12 protein-coding genes are annotated in these 16,888 nt (G+C 70.5%); 4 read left to right on the top strand and 8 right to left on the bottom strand.

The genetic code is table 11. The annotated features are described in order from the left end of the window. Position 1: 1 nt before the first annotated feature. The gene (locus tag ACFRAL_RS13715) at positions 2-1,216 is read right to left on the bottom strand and encodes an ROK family protein (protein ID WP_378883799.1); all 1,215 of its coding nucleotides are present in this window, start codon (positions 1,214-1,216) and stop codon (positions 2-4) included. An 82-nt stretch (positions 1,217-1,298) separates the two neighbouring features. On the opposite strand from ACFRAL_RS13715, the gene ACFRAL_RS13720 reads away from it, so the two are divergent. From ACFRAL_RS13720 to ACFRAL_RS13735, 4 genes are all read left to right on the top strand, one after another. Further along, on the top strand, positions 1,299-2,600 hold the full coding sequence (locus ACFRAL_RS13720) for an ABC transporter substrate-binding protein (protein WP_378883802.1): 1,302 nt from the start codon (positions 1,299-1,301) through the stop codon (positions 2,598-2,600). Positions 2,601-2,623: 23 nt separating this feature from the next. Next, the gene (locus tag ACFRAL_RS13725; protein WP_194396552.1) at positions 2,624-3,556 is read left to right on the top strand and encodes a carbohydrate ABC transporter permease; all 933 of its coding nucleotides are present in this window, start codon (positions 2,624-2,626) and stop codon (positions 3,554-3,556) included. Between the two features lie 95 nt (positions 3,557-3,651). Then, the gene (locus tag ACFRAL_RS13730; protein WP_336395051.1) at positions 3,652-4,473 is read left to right on the top strand and encodes a carbohydrate ABC transporter permease; all 822 of its coding nucleotides are present in this window, start codon (positions 3,652-3,654) and stop codon (positions 4,471-4,473) included. 67 nt (positions 4,474-4,540) lie between these two features. Then, positions 4,541-6,223 (top strand): alpha-amylase family glycosyl hydrolase, encoded by a 1,683-nt coding sequence (locus tag ACFRAL_RS13735; protein WP_378883860.1) that lies wholly within the window; start codon positions 4,541-4,543, stop codon positions 6,221-6,223. On the opposite strand, the gene ACFRAL_RS13740 is transcribed toward ACFRAL_RS13735, so the two are convergent. The 7 genes from ACFRAL_RS13740 to ACFRAL_RS13770 all read right to left on the bottom strand — a co-directional run bounded on the left by ACFRAL_RS13740 (position 6,166) and on the right by ACFRAL_RS13770 (position 16,837). Next, positions 6,166-7,332: an O-antigen ligase family protein gene (locus ACFRAL_RS13740; RefSeq protein WP_378883806.1), complete on the bottom strand. Its 1,167-nt coding sequence runs from the start codon at positions 7,330-7,332 to the stop codon at positions 6,166-6,168. The genes ACFRAL_RS13735 and ACFRAL_RS13740 overlap by 58 nt on opposite strands. Continuing rightward, positions 7,329-8,237, bottom strand: coding sequence for a hypothetical protein (locus tag ACFRAL_RS13745; RefSeq protein WP_378883809.1), 909 nt, complete (start codon positions 8,235-8,237; stop codon positions 7,329-7,331). Before ACFRAL_RS13745 ends, ACFRAL_RS13740 begins: the two co-directional genes overlap by 4 nt. Before the next feature lie 175 nt (positions 8,238-8,412). Continuing rightward, a complete protein-coding gene (locus ACFRAL_RS13750; protein ID WP_378883812.1) occupies positions 8,413-9,402 on the bottom strand; it encodes an NADP-dependent oxidoreductase in 990 nt (329 codons plus the stop codon). Between the two features lie 97 nt (positions 9,403-9,499). Beyond that, on the bottom strand, positions 9,500-11,347 hold the full coding sequence (locus ACFRAL_RS13755) for an alpha-amylase family protein (RefSeq protein ID WP_378883863.1): 1,848 nt from the start codon (positions 11,345-11,347) through the stop codon (positions 9,500-9,502). A gap of 101 nt (positions 11,348-11,448) precedes the next feature. After that, positions 11,449-14,172 carry a TIM barrel protein gene (locus tag ACFRAL_RS13760; RefSeq protein ID WP_336394647.1) on the bottom strand — a complete coding sequence of 908 codons (2,724 nt, stop codon included), beginning with the start codon at positions 14,170-14,172 and terminating at the stop codon, positions 11,449-11,451. Between the two features lie 44 nt (positions 14,173-14,216). After that, the gene (locus tag ACFRAL_RS13765) at positions 14,217-15,980 is read right to left on the bottom strand and encodes a thiamine pyrophosphate-binding protein (protein WP_378883815.1); all 1,764 of its coding nucleotides are present in this window, start codon (positions 15,978-15,980) and stop codon (positions 14,217-14,219) included. Further along, positions 15,977-16,837, bottom strand: coding sequence for a citryl-CoA lyase (locus ACFRAL_RS13770; RefSeq protein ID WP_378883818.1), 861 nt, complete (start codon positions 16,835-16,837; stop codon positions 15,977-15,979). The genes ACFRAL_RS13765 and ACFRAL_RS13770 overlap by 4 nt, the downstream gene beginning before the upstream one ends. Positions 16,838-16,888 lie beyond the last annotated feature (51 nt).

A 16,888-nucleotide genomic window follows, 5' to 3' on the forward strand; every position in this document is an offset into this window, starting at 1 on the left:
GTCAGGACCCCGCGAAAGCCGGGAGGTCGAGCGCCCCCTCGCGGGCCGTCTCGATCGCCGCGTGCACCGCGCCCAGCGAGACGATGTCGGCGCCGAGCGTCGAGGCCACCACCTCGGGGACAGGCAGGTCGAGCTCGCGCGGGAGTGCGGCGCGCGCGGCCTCGATCACGGGGCCGGCGCCTTCGGCGACCGCGCCCGAGACGATGATGCGGCGCGAGTCGAAGAAGCTGCCGAGCACGCCGGCCACCACGGCGAGCGTCTCGCCGACCTGCCGCGCGATCGCGAGCGCCGCCTCGTCGCCCCCCGCCGCCAGCGTCAGCACCGCCTTGCCGTCGATCCTGGCGTGCGCGAGCCGTCGCAGCGCGCTGCCGGCGGGCACGGCGCCCGCGGCGAGCGCCTCGCGCGCCAGGGCTGCGGCGCGATAGCCGAGGCCCCAGGCGCCCTCGACGCCTGCGACGTGGTCGAACGCCACCATCTCGGCCGCCCCGCCGTGCGCACCCCGGAGCAGCCGGCCGTCCACCCACACGCCGGCGCCGAGGCGGTCGCCCGCGAGGAGCGTGACGAAGTCGTCGTATCCGACCGCCGCCCCGACGGCGCGCTCGGCGACCGCGGCCAGCGACGCGTCGTTCTCGACGCGCACCAGCGGCGCCCACGCCCCGAAGAGCCCGGCGAAGTCGGGGTTCATGCGCCGCCAGAAGTCGTCGCGGTGGGGCGGCGAGGCGCCTGCGCGGTCGACCGGCGCCGGCACGCCGACGCACAGGGCCGCCACGGCGGACCGCCCGCGCCCCGCCGCCGCCAGCGCCTCGTCGACGACCCGTGCGGCGTCGCGCCGCCGGGCCTCGGCGGAATCCTCCTCGGGAGCCACGTCGAGGTGGCGCACCGAGAGGCCCTCGCCGCGGAGGTCGGCCACGGTCGCCGTGAGGTGGGCACGGCCCGCATCCAGTCCCACGACGCAGGCGGCGTCCGAACGGAACGCGAACCGGCGGGCAGGGCGCCCCTTGCGGTAGTCCCCGGCGGCCCTCGCGTTGGGCAGTTCGGCCAGGAGGCCACGCCGGACGAGTTCGTCGACGACGTCGATGGCCGTCGACCGGGTCAGCCCGGTGCTGTCGATCACATCGGACGAGGTGAAGGCCTCGGCATCCCACGCGAAGCCGAGCACCGCGTCCAGGCTCGCCCGACGCAGCGTCGTCGGCGTCAGCAGGGATTGTGAAGTCAAGGCCTTGACCTTTCGTGGGCTCCTTCTGCATTATGGACGACAACAATTTGATTCGACGGCTAAATCTAATCATCGAACCAATGTGACCCTCGACCCCACGGAGAAGGACAACGTCGTGCCTGCAGCATCCGTCATCGTCCGCCGCGCCTGCGCAGCGGCCGCCGCCCTCGCGATCGCCGGCTCCACGCTCGTCGCGTGCGCCGGCGCAGCATCGGGTCCCGCCGAGGTGAGGTTCCACCTCAGCAAGCCCGAGGCCATCCCGTACTTCCGGGACCTCATCAAGGAGTACAACGCCAGCCAGGACGAGGTCGAAGTCGTCTTCGACACCTCCTCGAACCTGCAAGCGGGGTTCCTCCGCGGAAACCCGCCCGACCTCGGGCTGCTCAACTACAACATGGAGATGGCGCGCTTCATGGAGCGCGGCGCCCTCAGCGACCTCAGCGACATGCCGGAGGCCGACCGCATCCTGCCCGAGGTGCAGGATCTCGTCGACCAGTACGCCACCTACCCCGGCCGCACGAGCGTGCTGCCGTACTCGGTGATGGCGGCGTCCGTCATCTACAACAAGCGCATCTTCGAGGAGCAGGGGCTCGAAGTGCCCACCACGTGGGATGAGCTCATCGCCGTCTGCGACGCGCTCCAGGCCGCCGGGATCACGCCGTTCTACGCCACCTTCAAGGATCCGTGGACCGTCGGGCAGGGGTGGTTCGACTACACGGTGGGCGGCGAGATCGACGTGGCCGAGTTCTACGAGCAGATGAACGAGCTGGGCACCGAGGTCGGTCCGAACTCTCCCGTGTCGTTCCAGAAGACGATGCTGGACCCGGTCGAGCGGATGGTGCAGCTCACCGAGAACTACGTCAACGAGGATGCCGCCAGCCGCGGCTACGGCGACGGCAACCTCGCCTTCGCCAAGGAGGAGGCGGCGATGTACCTGCAGGGGCCGTGGGCCTTCGGCGAGATCGACAAGACCAACCCCGACCTGGACCTCGGCACCTTCCCGCTGCCGATGACCGACGACCCCGCCGACAACAGGGTGCGCGTGAACATCGACCTCGCCGCGTGGATCCCCGAGGCGTCCGACCAGAAGGAGGGCGCGCGGGACTTCCTGAGCTACCTCTTCCAGAAGGAGGTCATGGACGAGTACAACGCGGCCTTCCTCGGCTACGGCACCACGACCGACTCCGCCCCCGTCACCGACGAGCGCATCCTCGGGATGAAGGAGTACTACGACGCCGCGCAGTTCTACCAGGGCGCCTCGAAGGCGATCCCGCTGACCATCCCCACCGACAACTACATGCAGGGCATCGTGACCGGCGCCGACCCCGAGCGCACGCTCGCGAGGCTCGACGCCGACTGGGCCCGCCTGGCGCTGCGCCAATAGCGCGACACGAGAGGAACGCACTCATGGCAACCACCACGGCCGCCGTCACGGCGCCGAAGACGGACCGGCGCTCCGGCGCGGCGACGATGCCGCGCACGCGCCGCAAGGTGGACGGGGTCTACTACCTCTTCCTCCTGCCCGCGCTGATCCTGTTCACGCTGGCGATCACGATCCCCGCGGTCATCGGCATCTTCTTCAGCTTCACCAACTCGATCGGATTCGGGGACTGGGAGTTCGTCGGCATCATCAACTACATCGCCGTCTTCACCGACCCGGCGATCCTGCAGAGCTACCTGTTCACGTTCGGCTTCGCCGCCGTGACCGTCGTCGTCGTCAACGTCCTCGCCTTCCTCCTCGCGGTCGGGCTGGTGTCGCGGGTGCGGCTGAAGACGGGGCTGCGGACCATCTTCGTGATCCCGATGGTGATCTCGGGCATCATCATCGCCTACGTCTTCAACTTCCTGTTCTCCAACTCCGTGCCCACGCTCGGCCAGCTGTGGGGCATCGGGTGGCTGAGCGAGAGCATCCTCGCCAACCCCGACCTGGCCTGGATCGCGATCGTCATCGTCACCGCATGGCAGGCGATCCCCGGCACGCTCCTCATCTACATCGCCGGGCTCCTGTCGATCCCCGGCGACGTGTACGAGGCGGCCGACATCGACGGCGCCGGCAAGTTCCAGCAGCTGACGCGCATCACGCTGCCGCTCGTCGCCGGTTACGTCGTGATCAACCTGATCATCGGCTTCAAGGACTTCCTCAACGCCTACGACATCATCGTCGGCCTCACCAACGGCGGCCCGGGCACCGCGACGCGCAGCATCGCGATGACGATCTTCACCGGCTTCTCCGGCGGCGACTACGCCTATCAGATGGCCAACGCGACGATCTTCTTCCTCATCGCGCTCAGCCTGGCCCTTCTCCAACTCCGTCTCACTCGCGGAAGGAACGTCTTCTGATGACCACGCAGCCCGCCCTCGCCGTCGAGGACATGACCGCCGAGCGCGTGCTCGCCGGCGACGAGGCTCGAAAGCCCGCCCGCTCCCGCTTCGCGATGGAGCGCGTCAACTGGCCGGGCACGATCGTGCTCGCCCTCTGCGCCATCACGGTGCTCGTCCCGCTGTACGTGACGGTGATGATGGCGTTCAAGACGCAGTCGCAAGCCGTCGACGGCAACGCCTTCACGTGGCCGTCACCGTGGAGCATCGAGGGGTTCGTCACGGCGTGGGAGCTGACGAACTTCCCGCGCGCGTTCCTCATCTCGCTGCTGATCACGGTCTTCACGGTGGGCGGCACGATCATCCTCGCGGCGCTCGCCTCGTTCGCCATCTCGCGCAACTGGGACCGGAAGCTCTTCCGCTACTCGTTCTACTACCTGCTCGCGGCGATGTTCCTGCCGTTCCCAGTCGTGGCGCTTCCGCAGATCCAGCTGACGGGCCTCACCGGGCTCGACAATCCCGCCGGCGTGATCATCCTGAAGATCATGTTCCAGCTGAGCTTCAGCATCCTGCTGTTCACGGCGTTCCTGCGCTCGATCCCCGCCGAGCTGGAGGAGAGCGCGCGCATCGACGGCGCCAGCACCAACCAGACGTTCTGGCGGCTGATCTTCCCGCTGCTCGCCCCCATGAGCGCCACCGTGGGCATCTTCGCCTTCCTGGCCTCGTGGAACGACTTCATGATGCCGTCGCTCATCATCTCCGACCCGGCGCTGCAGACGCTGCCGGTGGTGCAGAACATCTTCCAGACGCAGTTCAGCAACAACTACAACGTCTCGTTCGCCTCGTACCTGATGGCGATGGCGCCGGCCATCATCGTCTACCTCTTCACCCAGCGATGGGTCGTGGAGGGCGTCACCCAGGGTGCCGTGAAGGGCTGAGCCCGCGGCATCCCGTCATCCCACCCGACAAAGAACACCCGAAAGGAAACGCGTCCCCGTGACGACTGTGCACTCCGCACCCCTGACCAACAAGCTCAACGACCTCGAGCTGCCGGCCTGGTGGCGGCAGGCGGTGGTCTACCAGGTGTATCCGCGAAGCTTCGCGGATGCGAACGGCGACGGCATCGGCGACATCAAGGGCGTCACCTCGCGCGTGCCGTACCTCAAGGAGCTCGGCGTCGACGCGGTCTGGCTGAGCCCGTTCTACCCGTCGGCGCTCGCGGACGGCGGCTACGACGTCGCCGATTACCGCGACGTCGACCCGCGGCTGGGCACGCTCGACGACTTCGACGAGATGCTGGCGGCGCTGCACGCGGCGGGCATCAAGGTGGTCGTCGACATCGTCCCGAATCACACCTCCGACCAGCATGCATGGTTCCAGGAGGCTCTCGCGGCGGGGCGCGGCTCGGCCGCCCGCGCCCGGTACATCTTCCGCGACGGCACGGGCCCCGGCGGCGCGGAGCCGCCCGCGGACTGGGTGTCGGTGTTCGGCGGATCGGCGTGGGAGCGCGTGCCCGACGGGCAGTGGTACTTCCACAACTTCGCCAAGGAGCAGCCCGACCTCGACTGGTCGAACCCCGAGGTGCGCGCCGACTTCGTGAAGACGTTGCGCTTCTGGTCGGACCGCGGTGTCGACGGGTTCCGCATCGACGTGGCGCACATGCTCACGAAGGACTTCGTCGACCCGCTCCCCTCGCAGGCCGAGCTGGACGCGATGCCCCGCGACGGCAACCACCCGATGATCGATCGCGACGACGTGCATGAGGTGTACGCCGAGTGGCGCGAGGTGTTCGACTCGTATGACCCGCCGCGCACCGCCGTGGCCGAGGCCTGGGTCGAGCCGTCGCGCATCCCGCTGTACGCACGCGCCGAGAGCCTGGGCCAGGCGTTCAACTTCGACCTGCTCGAGGCCGACTTCGACGCCGCCCAGTTCCGTCGGATCGTCGGCGACAACCTCGCTCTCGCCGCGAAGTCGGGGTCGTCGACGACGTGGGTGCTGTCGAACCACGACGTGGTTCGTCACGCCACGCGGTACGGCCTTCCGGACGCCGAGCGTGACGAGAAGGGTCGTCCGACGCGCAAGCACGGCAACGAGTGGCTGCTGTCGGGTGGGACGACGCCGGTGCTCGACCGCGAGCGGGGTCTGCGCCGCGCCCGCGCCGCGTCGCTGTTCGTGCTGGGGCTGCCGGGTTCGGCGTACGTCTATCAGGGCGAGGAGCTGGGCCTGCACGAGGTCGCGTCGATCCCCGAGTCCGAGCGTCAGGATCCCACGTTCTTCCGCAGCCCCGGCGAGGACATCGGGCGTGACGGATGCCGCGTCCCGCTGCCGTGGTCCGCCGAGGGCTCGTCGTTCGGCTTCGGCTCGGGCGGTGCGCACCTGCCGCAGCCCGCGTGGTTCGCCGAGTACGCCGTCTCGACGCAGGACGGCGACCCCACCTCGACGCTCGCGCTGTACCGCCAGGCGCTCGCGTTGCGCCGCCTGCTGCAGACCGAGGAGTCGCTGCAGTGGATCGAGACCGGCCGTGACGACGTCCTGGCCTTCCGCCGCCCCAACGGCTGGACCGTGGTGACCAACTTCGGGCAGACGCCGTATGCGCTTCCCGCCGACGGCGCGCGGTCGCTGTCGAGCCGTCACTTCGAGGGTGACGAGCTTCCGCCCGAGACCACCGTCTGGCTCACGGGCGCCTGATCAGGGGCCTGCTCCGCGCGGGCCGCGCTCAGGCCGATGAGCACCGCCGCGGCGAGAGCCACCGCCGAGATGCGGGGTGAGAACCCGGTCAGCCCGGACGCGAGAAGGGCGAGCGCAGCCACCTGCAGCCAGCGGTCGCCGAGTCGCCACGGCCGGCTGCTGCGCAACGCGAGGACGATGACGGCGACGGCGAATCCGAGACCGACGAGACCGTACTCCAGCGTCCACTGCAGGATCTCGTTGTGGGCGGACGTCGTGACTCGCGAAGCGGGCGACGCGATCCGGAACGCTGCGGCGGGTGCACCCTCGCCGGTGATCGGAGCCGCGGCGATGCGCTGCAGCGCCTCGAGCCAGAGGTGGGGGCGGTCCTCATTCGGCTCCACCGCCGTGCGCCAGAGCACGACGGCCGTCCCGACCCCGAGGGTGGACACGACGAGGACGTGGCGGGCGCGGGCACTGCCTACGGCCGACCGACCCGCGCCCGCCCGCCACCGCGCGGTGCGGAGAGCCAGCCACGCGCAAACGACGATGGCCCCGATCAGGATGGCGGTCCGGCTGCCGGTGGCGAGGATGGCCGCGACCTGCAGCAGGAGGGCCGCCGGCAGGAGGCGTCCGCCACGCCGCCGCTCGATCTCGCGGAGGGCGACGATCGACGTCGCCACGAGCAGGATGCCCAATCCGTTGGGGAAGCCGAGAAGCCCCTCGGCTCTGGCGGGGCCGGATGCGGACCCGGCGGCGAGCACCGCCCACGAGACGAGCGCGATCGCTGCCTGCAGCGATCCGACGACGACCAGGCCGGCCAGGAGCATCTCGCGCTCCGAGCTGCGCACCCTGCCGATGACGATGACCGTGAGAGTCACGAGGACGACGAGGATCGGGACTCGAACGCTCTCCAGCGACCAGCCCGTGCGCAGCGGTCCGTTCGCGATCAGCCACACGATCACCGCGCCGATCGCGGTCCACAGTGCCGGGTCCCGCCGGGGCCAGGCCCGCGCGACGACGACGGCAGCGACGAGCAGCGCGAGCAGCACGGCCAGGTCGCGGAGGTCGGTGGCGCCCCGCGTCGCGACGGCCCACGCGATCGCCGTCAGCACGAGGCAGGCCGTCATGACTCACCGTCCCTCGCGCGTCCCGCCGGCCGGACGTCAGCGGCGTCGTCTTCGACCGCGTCATCCCCCTCGTCGTGCTCGTCGGCCGCAGCCTTCTTGTTCGAGCGGTTGCGCAGCATCGCCCACAGCCCGATCGCACCCGTGATGACTGCGATGATCGCGCCCAGCACCGTCACCGGGCCACGGATCACCTCCCACACGGGCTCCGGCGGATCCTCGGCCCGCGCGGCGATGGTGCGGGGCACGTCCCGACTCAGCTCCTGACTTCCCGCCGTGCCGCCGACGTGAACCGTGAAGACGAGGGAGACCGGACCCGCTTCCTCTGGGATCACGGTCCAGTGGCGCTCCACGACATCGTCGTCGGCGGTTCCGGCGGCCGCTCTCGCTACCGCCTCCGCCGGCAGGATCGTCACCCTCACGGAGTCCTCCGCGGCCGTCAGGCCGATGTCCGCGCTCACCGTGTCACCGTTGCCCGCCATCGACAGCGTCGCGGAGACGTCGTGCTCCCGTCCCACCGTCATGTCGTCCGGGACGTCCGTCTCCATCGCAGCGACCGATGACACCACCTCCTCGAAGTCCACCTGCGCCGGATGGACCTGCACCGTGACGGCGACGGGGGCGTTGACGTCGCTCAGCTCCTGCCGGACGCCGTTGACGAACGCCTGCGGGATGATCTGCACGTTGAGCTTCTGCTCGCCGGCGATCAGCGGTGTCACGTCCCACGTCCAGGTGAGGGCGAAGCCGCCCTCGGGTCGCGCCGTCCCCGCGTTGAGGAACATCACCGACGGCGAGGTGGGCGTGATCGCGAAGGCGTCGGGTGACTCCGCCGTGAGCGCGGCGGCGTTGCTCTGCGCGACCTGGATGGTGAAGAGCTCGGGGTCATCGACCGGTGCGTCGTAGATCAAGGTCGCATGGAACGGCAGCGTGCCACAGCCGCCAGGGGGCGCCCTCGCCCGCAGTTCTGCTGCCCGACTCCTACGAGGTGCGCCCGGGCGGGGGTGATACGGGTGGGACCGTCGACGACGGTACGGATGCCGCGGCCGCGAGTCCGCGGCATCCGTTCCCGTCTGGATGCGCCGGTCAGGGCATGCGCTCGAAGATCTCTCGTGCGCGCAAGGAGCGGACCCTCGTCACCGGACGGGTGGCCAGCACGATCTTCCCCCTCGCGTGGAGCTTCGCCAGGTCTTCGAAAGCGTCGACGATGTCGTCGATCGGGTACAGCCCCGACACGAGCAGGCGGAACGCCCCGGCCGCGGCGAGATCGACGACGCGCTGCAGCACCTGGGTCGCATGCGCCGTCGACTCCGGATCGTCCCGCAGCAGGCGGAGCTCGACCTCGCGCCTGTCCGCGCTCGAGCGGTACCGCTCGTCGGGCACGCCGAGCGCGTCGGCGACCGCGCGGCCGTCCTTGCCGTAGTTGTCGATGTACGCCGTGACCGGTCCCCCGGCGACGCGCTGGATCCGTTCGGCCATGCCGTCGTCGTAGCTCACGGGCGTGATGCCGAGCTGGCGCAGATAGTCGAAGTTGCGCGCACCGCAGGTGCCGATGACGCGAGCGCCACGGTGCTTCGCCAGCTGCGCCTGGATACTGCCCACACCGCCTGCGGCGGCGGAGATCACGACGGTGTCGGAGCTGTCGATCCGAAGATCGTCGAGGGTGTCGAGCGCTGTCGCCCCGGCGAGGAAGAGGCCCCCGGCCACTTCCCACTCGAGGTTCCTGGGTTTCCGCACGAGCTGGGCGGCGGGAACGACGATGTGGCTGCCGTGCGCCCCCGTGCGGGTGTGCCCGACGACCTCGGCCGCCGCGCGGAACGCGGTCACCCCGGGACCTGCTCCGCGGACGATCCCCGCGAAGTCGCAGCCGGACGCACGCGGCCACGGATCGTCGTGCCACGTGTCCTCCTTGCCGTTGCGCAGGAACGCGTCCATGTGGTTGATCGACGTGGATATCACCTCGACGAGCACCTCGCCGGGGCCCGGGGAAGGCAGCGGATACCGGTGGCGCTTGAGCACCTCGGCGTCGCCGTAGTGGGTGTAGCGGTAGGTGAATGCCTCCGTGGGTGCTCTCATCGCGATCCCCTCCAGCCGTCCGGGCCCGAGGCCTGCGCCGGCCTCGAAGGAGTATTCCGGCCGAAGCGCCCGGATGGATGCACCCGGGGGTTCCGCGTCAGCGCAGCCGGACGCGGTGCCAGGCCACCTGGTGAGCGGCGAGCAGGAGCCCCTCCCGCAGTGACACCGGTCGTCCGAGCACGAGGTCCTCGGCGTCAGGCTCCATCCCCGACAGCGTGAGCGCGTCGACCTCCACCGGGTGATCGCCGACGTTGGCCAGCACCAGGATCGCGGAGCTCGGGCCGGGGCGGAGGAAGCCGACCACGTGGTCGTCGTGAGCGTCGAACGGCCAGAGGTCGTTGCCGGCGAGTTCGGGGGCGTCGCGCCGTGACGCGATCAGCGTCGTCAGACGCGAGAAGACGCGGCCGGCGGCGGTGGTGGGGTCGGTTCTGTGGGCGTAGGCATGCTCGGGCCGATGCGGGCGATGCACCCACCGACTGTCCCCGGCTTGCGCGGGGTCGTTCTCGTAGGAGTAGTCGTTCAGCTGCGCCACCTCGTCGCCGAGGTACAGGAGCGGGATGCCGCCGGTGGAGAGTGCGAGCGCGTGGGCGAGGATCACCCGGTCCTCGCCGCCGTCGTCGCCCGCCTCGATCCCCGCCAGCGAAGCAGTGGTTCCGGTGACGCGCGCGTCCCCGGTGCGCGGGTTCTCCTGGAACGGCACGCCGCGGGCGAACGACCCGGCGACCCGTCCCACGTAGAAGTCGTTCAGGAACCTGCGGTGCGGGTAGCCGTAGATGCCGAGTTCCGCGGCATCCTCGTCGGCGAACGTCCAGCCGATGTCGTCGTGACTGCGCACGTAGTTCACCCACGCCGTGCCCTCGGGCAGCGCATGGCGACGTTCGAGCGCCTGTTGCAGCATCCGCCCGTCCCGTGTCGCGAGCGCCTCCCAGGTGAGGGCCATCTGGAGCGGGTTATACGAGAGCTGACACTCGTCGGGCGAGATGTACTCCGCCACCTCGTCGGGATGCACGATGGCCTCGGACTTGAACAGCAGGCTCGGCGCGGCCATGCGCAGCACGGCGTTGAACGCCTGCAGCAGCAGGTGGGCCTCGGGCAGCGACTCGCACGCGGTGCCGAGCCGCTTCCAGATGAAGGCGACGGCGTCCATGCGCAGCACCTCCACACCCTGGTTCGCGAGGAACAGCATCTCCCCGGCCATGGCCTCGAAGACGGCGGGATTCGCGTAGTTCAGGTCCCACTGGAACGAGTAGAAGGTGGCCCAGATCCAGCGCCCGTCCGGCAGCTGCACGAACGAGCCGTGATGATCGTCGGGGAAGATCTCGCGGGTGGTCCGCTCGTACGCGTCCGGCATGGTGCGGTCGGGATAGATCAGGTAGAAGTCCTCGTAGCCGGCCACTCCCGCGACCGCCTTGCGGGCCCACTCGTGCTCATTGCTGGTGTGGTTGAAGATGAAGTCGACGACGAGCGAGATGCCGGCCTGCCGCAGCTCGGCTGCGAGGTCGGACAGCTCGGCCATCGTGCCGAGCCTGGGGTTCACCCGCCGGTAGCTGGAGACCGCATAGCCGCCGTCGCTGTTGCCCTCCGGACTCTCGAAGAGCGGCATCAGGTGCAGATAGGTCAGGCCCAGTTCACGGAAGTACGGGATGCGGTCGCGGATGCCGGCGAGTCCGCCGGCGTACCGGTCGACGTAGCAGACGCCGCCCAGCATGCGCTGCGACTGGAACCAGTCCGGATGCCTCTCCCGCTCTCGATCCAGCTGCTTGAGCGACTCCGGCCGGGCATGCCACGACTCCGCGGCGAGCGCCACCACCGACCGCAGCCTGTCGAACGCGTCCGGGCGGTCGCCGTAGAGACGCCCGAAAAGTCCGTGGAGGCGCGGCAGGTGCCGGCGGACGCGGGCCAGGAGCTCCGCATCGGCACCGGCCACCACCAGGTCGTCGAGGATGCCGGCGACGTCGGCGGCCTCGTCAGCGAAGGCGAACACGATGCCCACTCTTGCGCACCGGATGCCTGCGGTCCATCCCCGTCCGGCGCCGGCTGCGCTGCTCACCGTGACGCGATGTCCGCGGTGTCGAGGTGGCGGCGGGCTGCGGCCATGGCGAGCCGGGCGTGCTCCTTCCCGCCCACCTGGGCCACGAGCATGGCCCGTGGGATCTCGAGCGCGAACGGAAGACCCGACGGCAGGGCGGCGAGGATGCCCAGCATGTCGATCCCGCCCTCCCCGGGGAAGAGCCGCTCGAAGCGCGCGGTGTGGATCAGCTCCGCCGTCGCGTCGGGGATCTCACCCGGCGCATCGCACACGTGCACGTAGTGGAACCATTCGCGCGGCAGCCCGCGCAGCTCCTCCACGCTGGATCGCGACCGGGCGAAGTGCAGCAGGTCGACGAGAAGTCCCGCATTGGGCTGATCCGCCGCGCGGAGCACGCGCGTGGCCTCGCTCAGGTCGGGCGTCTCGGTCCAGGACGGGAACTCCAGGTCGATCGTCAGCCCCAGCGGTCTGGCCAGCTCGCACAGCTCCGCGAACCGGTCGGTCTTGCGGGCGAAGTCCGAGTCCGGCAGCTGCGCGATGACGTGGCGGGCGCCGAGCTCGGCCCCGGCCTCGAGGAACCGCAGGTAGTCGCGCGGACTGTCGCCGGACGTGATGCGCGCGAGCTCGATGTCGAGTACCTCGACGCCGGTCGCGGCCAGGTGCGTCTTCGTCGCGCGCATCAGCGCCGGGTCGTACGCCAGCGGGTAGTGCGGCTCCTGCGGGGTGACCCGCGTCATGCGCAGGCCGACGTAGCGGTAGCCGCCTGCGGCCGCGGCATCCACCAATTCCGGCGGAGACAGGCTCAGCGCCGTGAGATGAGCGAGCGAGTAGTCGTGCCGGTGCGCCACGGGCGCCTCGGCCGGGTCGCTCGCCAGCGTGCGCATGCGCTGCCGGCGGTGTGCGGCCATGCGCAGGGGGACGCTGCGGGCGTCGCCGAAGCCGTCATACCCGTCGATCCGCTGCACGACTTCGAAGAACACCCGCGAGCCGAGCATCTCGGTGAAGAAGTGGAGGAACTCTCCGCGCTCGTCGCGGTCGTAGAGGATCGAGTTCTCACGGAGCGCGGCGAGGATGTCGCCGGGGAGAGCGACACGCGCCTCGAGATCGTCGTAGTAGTTGGCGGGGATCTCGAGGACGGGCGCTCCCCGCTCACGGAGCGCTCGCGCACAAGCGATGGCATCGTCGGTGGCGAACGCCACCAGCTGCGGGCTCGACACCCCCGGCGACCAGTCCCCGCGCCGCAGCGGGTTGGTGCTGAGCGCGATCCGCACGCAGCCGTCGGAGCCGCTGGCCGACCACGTGCGGATCAGGCCGAAGGGCGCGGTCACCTCCGTCAGCTCGCGCGGGACGAGGCCGAGCACCGAGTGGAAGAAGAGCGCGGACTGGTCGAAGTCGTCGATCGACTCGGTGACCGCGACATGGTCGATCCGGGTCAGCAGCGCCGACGAGCCGGCCTCGGCGCCGGTGGCGGCGAAGTCGTCCATCCAGCCGGGGCGTCCGTCGGCGTCGCAGAAGAACAGGGCGGTGCCGTCCGGCGTCGCCACGGCGGCGAGGTCGGTCTCGCCCGGTGCCCGCCGGCGGGCGAGCTTCGGAGCCAGCAGGCTCTGGGCGCGCCGCATCGATGCCGAGGCGTCGGCGGTCTGCACGCCCAGCGCGCAGATCGCCGAGGTCGCGGGATCGATAGATCGCTCCGGGGCCGAGTTGAGGAGCACGCGGGCGTCGCCCTGCTGCCACAGCTGCACCGGCTTGGAGCGATGCTGCCCGACGTGCGCGAAGCCGAGACGGGCGAGGGCCCGCGAGAGGAGCGGCCCCGAGACCTCGTCGACCGCCAGCTCGGCGAACGCGAAGCCCTCGAGCCGCGGCGCCGGCGGGAGCTGCTCGCCGCTCAGCGGCGCCGGCGCATCGCCGGATCCGCGCGCCGTCACGGTCTCGGCGAGCGCGCGCAGCGAGCGCATGGCGTCGACGGCGGCGTGCCGGGGATCCTCCTGCTGATAGACGTCGTTGAAGACCTCGAGCGCGATGGGGCCGCGGTAGCCCGTCGCGAGCACGCGTGCGAGGAAGCCGGCGACGTCGAGCGCACCCTGGCCTGGGAACATCCGGTAGTGAAGGCTCCACTCCCGCACGTCCATGTCCACACGCGGGGCGTCGGCGAGCTGCACGTGGAAGATCTTCTCGGCGGCCACCCGCGAGACGGCGCTCGCATCGTTCTCGGCCGACAGCACGTGGAAGCTGTCGAGGCAGAGGCCGAGAGCCGGGTGATCGATCTGCTCGATCAGACGCCACGCCTCCGCGTGTGTGCGCACGCGCCCCCAGGGCACGGCCTCGTACGCGAGCCGGATGCCGCTGCGCGCGGCCCGCTCGGCCAGGGCGTGCAGCTGCGCCGCCGTCAGGCCGTCGTCGTCGACACCGTTCTCGGTCCGCGACGAGCAGCACACGAGGACGCGCGCACCGAGGTCGGACAACAGGTCGAACTTGCGCTCGGCACGGCGCAGGGCGCCGCCGAAGAGGTCCGGCGACACGGTCTCGACGTGGAAAGGCTGGTAGACGTCGATCGACAGGCCGAGGCCGGCGGCCTCCCGGGCGAGACGCCCGGGAGACCACGGCGACATGATGAGGTCGTACTCGAGCATCTCCACGCCCGAGAACCCGGCCGCGGCGGCGGCGCGAAGCTTGTCCTCGAGCGTGCCCGACAGGCACACGCTCGAGATCGAGACGTCCAGCACACCCTGCGCCGTCTCCATCTCGGGGTCCGCCTCGCATTCTGTGCGCCCGCGGGGGCGACGGGTCAGTGGGTCGCGACGTGCTCGATCGCCCGGTCGGGCGAGTAGATGTCGAGGATGTTCCAGTGCCCCGTCGTCGGAGTCGGGACGTTCACCATCGACACGTCGATGACGACCGGGCGCCCGAGCGCGACCGCACGTTCGAGCGCGGGCTTGAACTCCGCTGCGGCGTCGACCTTGATGCCGGTGACGCCGTACGCCTCCGCGATCGCGGCGAAGTCGGTGTACATCGGGTCGTCCGCGCTTCCGAACACCGTGCCGTACGTGGTGTCGAACGCGGCCTTCTCCAGCCCGGCGATCGTGCCGAACGCGTTGTTGTTCATCACGACCCACACCACGGGCACGTTCTCCTCGCGCGCCGTGGCCAGGACCGCCGGGTTCTGTCCGAACCCGCCGTCGCCCACGAGCGATACGACCACGCGGTCGGGGTGGGCGATCTTCGCACCGACGGCAGCCGGCGCACCGAAGCCCATCGTCGCGAATCCGCCGGGGGTGAGGAACGTGCCGGGCGTCAGGATGTCGAACTGCTGGCCGACGCCGTTCTTGTTCCACCCGACATCCGTCGTGATGATCGCGTCAGCAGGGAGCACCTCCCGGGTCTCGGCGAGGATCCGCTCGGGCCGCATCGGCCACGCGTCGGAGACCTGGGCGTCCGCGTTCTGCAGCTTCACGGTCGCCCGGTTCGCGGCGATCTGCGCGCGGAGCTCGCCACGGTCGACTCCGTCCGGCGCCATTCGGCGCGCGACCCGGATCAGCACGGTGAGCGCGGCTTTCAGGTCGGCGAGCGCGCCGACCTCGAGAGGGTAGTTGCGGCCGAGCTCGGCCGGGTCGATGTCGACCTGCATGAGCTTGGTCCCGGGGATGTCGAACGTGTACTCCGCGTACCACGAGCTCGAGTCGGCCTCCGCGAACCGGGTGCCCAGGGCGAGGATCCAGTCGGCCGTGCGCGTCGCCTCGTTGGTGAACGCGGTGCCCCAGAAGCCCGTCATGCCGAGCACGAGCGGGTTGTCGTCCGGCACGGCGCCCTTGCCCATCAGGCTGTGCGCGACTGGCAGTGAGAGCAGTTCGGCGAACTCGGCGAGCTCGGCCGCAGCGTCGGCGGCCACGACGCCGCCGCCGACGTAGAGCACCGGGTGCGAGGCATCCAGCAGATTCCGGACGATCTGCTGGGCGACCCTCTCGTCCAGGGACGGCCGCGCGAGCGAGCGGGTGTTTCCCATCACCCTGTCGAACAGGGCGACGTCGACCTCCGCGGAGAAGACGTCCATCGGCACATCGACGAGGACCGGCCCCGGGCGCCCGCTCTCGGCGAGGGTGAAGGCCTTGTCGAGCACCTCGGCGACGAGGTGGGGCTGGTCCACACGCCAGGCGCGCTTGACGAACGGGCGGTAGATCTCGTACTGGGCGGCATCGGCGTGGAGGTTGATCTCCTGGTGGGGATGCTTGCCGAAGTAGTGCGTCGGCACGTCCCCCGCGATCACGACCAGCGGGATCGAGTCCAGCGCGGCGTTGGCGACGCCGGTCGCCGCGTTGGTCAGTCCCGGCCCGAGGTGCGTCAGCACGACACCGGCCCGCTTGGTCACCCGGGCGTACCCGTCCGCGGCGTGCGAGGCGATCTGCTCGTGGCGCACATTCACGAACGAGATGCTCTCGCTCTTCTCCAGCGCCGCCAGCAGGGCGATGTTGGTGTGGCCGCAGAGCCCGAAGACGTGCGCGACGTCGCGGGCCTCCAGGTAGCGGACGATCTGGTTGGACACCAGGTCCTTCATCGGGGTGTTCCTCTCTCATCGAGGTCGAGCGGGACGGACCTGTGAGCCGGTCCCGTGTACGTGTAGCCGATCGACTTGGGCAGCGGTCCCTTGATCCGCCCGCCCTGCGTCATCTGCTCGGCGGCGTGCGCCAGGATCCCCACCGAGCGCGCCAGGATGAACACCCCGCGCCCGAGCTCGGGAGTGAATCTCAGCTCGCAGTAGATGACGGCTGTCACGCCGTCGACGTTCATGGGGATGCGCCGGGGCCGGCCGGCGCTGATGGCGTCCTCCACGGCACGGCCGATGGCGGCGAAGCGCCCGTCGATGACCCCGTCGGCCGCCGCGGCGTCGACGAGGGACAGCAAACGCGGCGTGCGCGGGTCGAGCGGATGGAAGCGGTGGCCGAAGCCGGGGACGTAGGTCACGCCGGCCTCGCGCTGCCGCTGCAGCACGAGCCGCGTGGCCTGCTCGACATCACCCGTCCGCTGCAGCTCCTCGTCGATCGCGAGGTACACCTCCATGCACTGCTGGCCCGGACCGCCGTGCACGTCGCCGAGCACGTTGATCGCCGAGGCCATCGCGGCGTTGACCGGCACGCCGCACGTGGTGGCCATGCGGGCGATCGCGATCGACGGCGCTTGCGGGCCGTGGTCGACGGAGGCGACGAGGGCGGCCTCGAAGAGGGCCGCCTCCGCGGGGGACGGCAGCTCGCCCCGCAGCATGAGCCAGATCGTCTCGACGAAGCCGACCCGTCCCAGGAGCTCCTGGATCGGGTAGCCGCGCAGGGCGATCTCACCGGGCTGGACGTCGATGATGTCGGTGCTCCACCACTGCCGCGCCTGCGCGACGAGGTCTTCGGCCGACTCGCCGCTCATCGCTGCGCCCTCTCCGTCGCGGCCGTCGCTGGTCTCGCACGTGCCGCGGCC

The sequence above is a fragment of the Microbacterium sp. NPDC056736 genome, assembly GCF_042790415.1.
Lineage (GTDB): Bacteria > Actinomycetota > Actinomycetes > Actinomycetales > Microbacteriaceae > Microbacterium.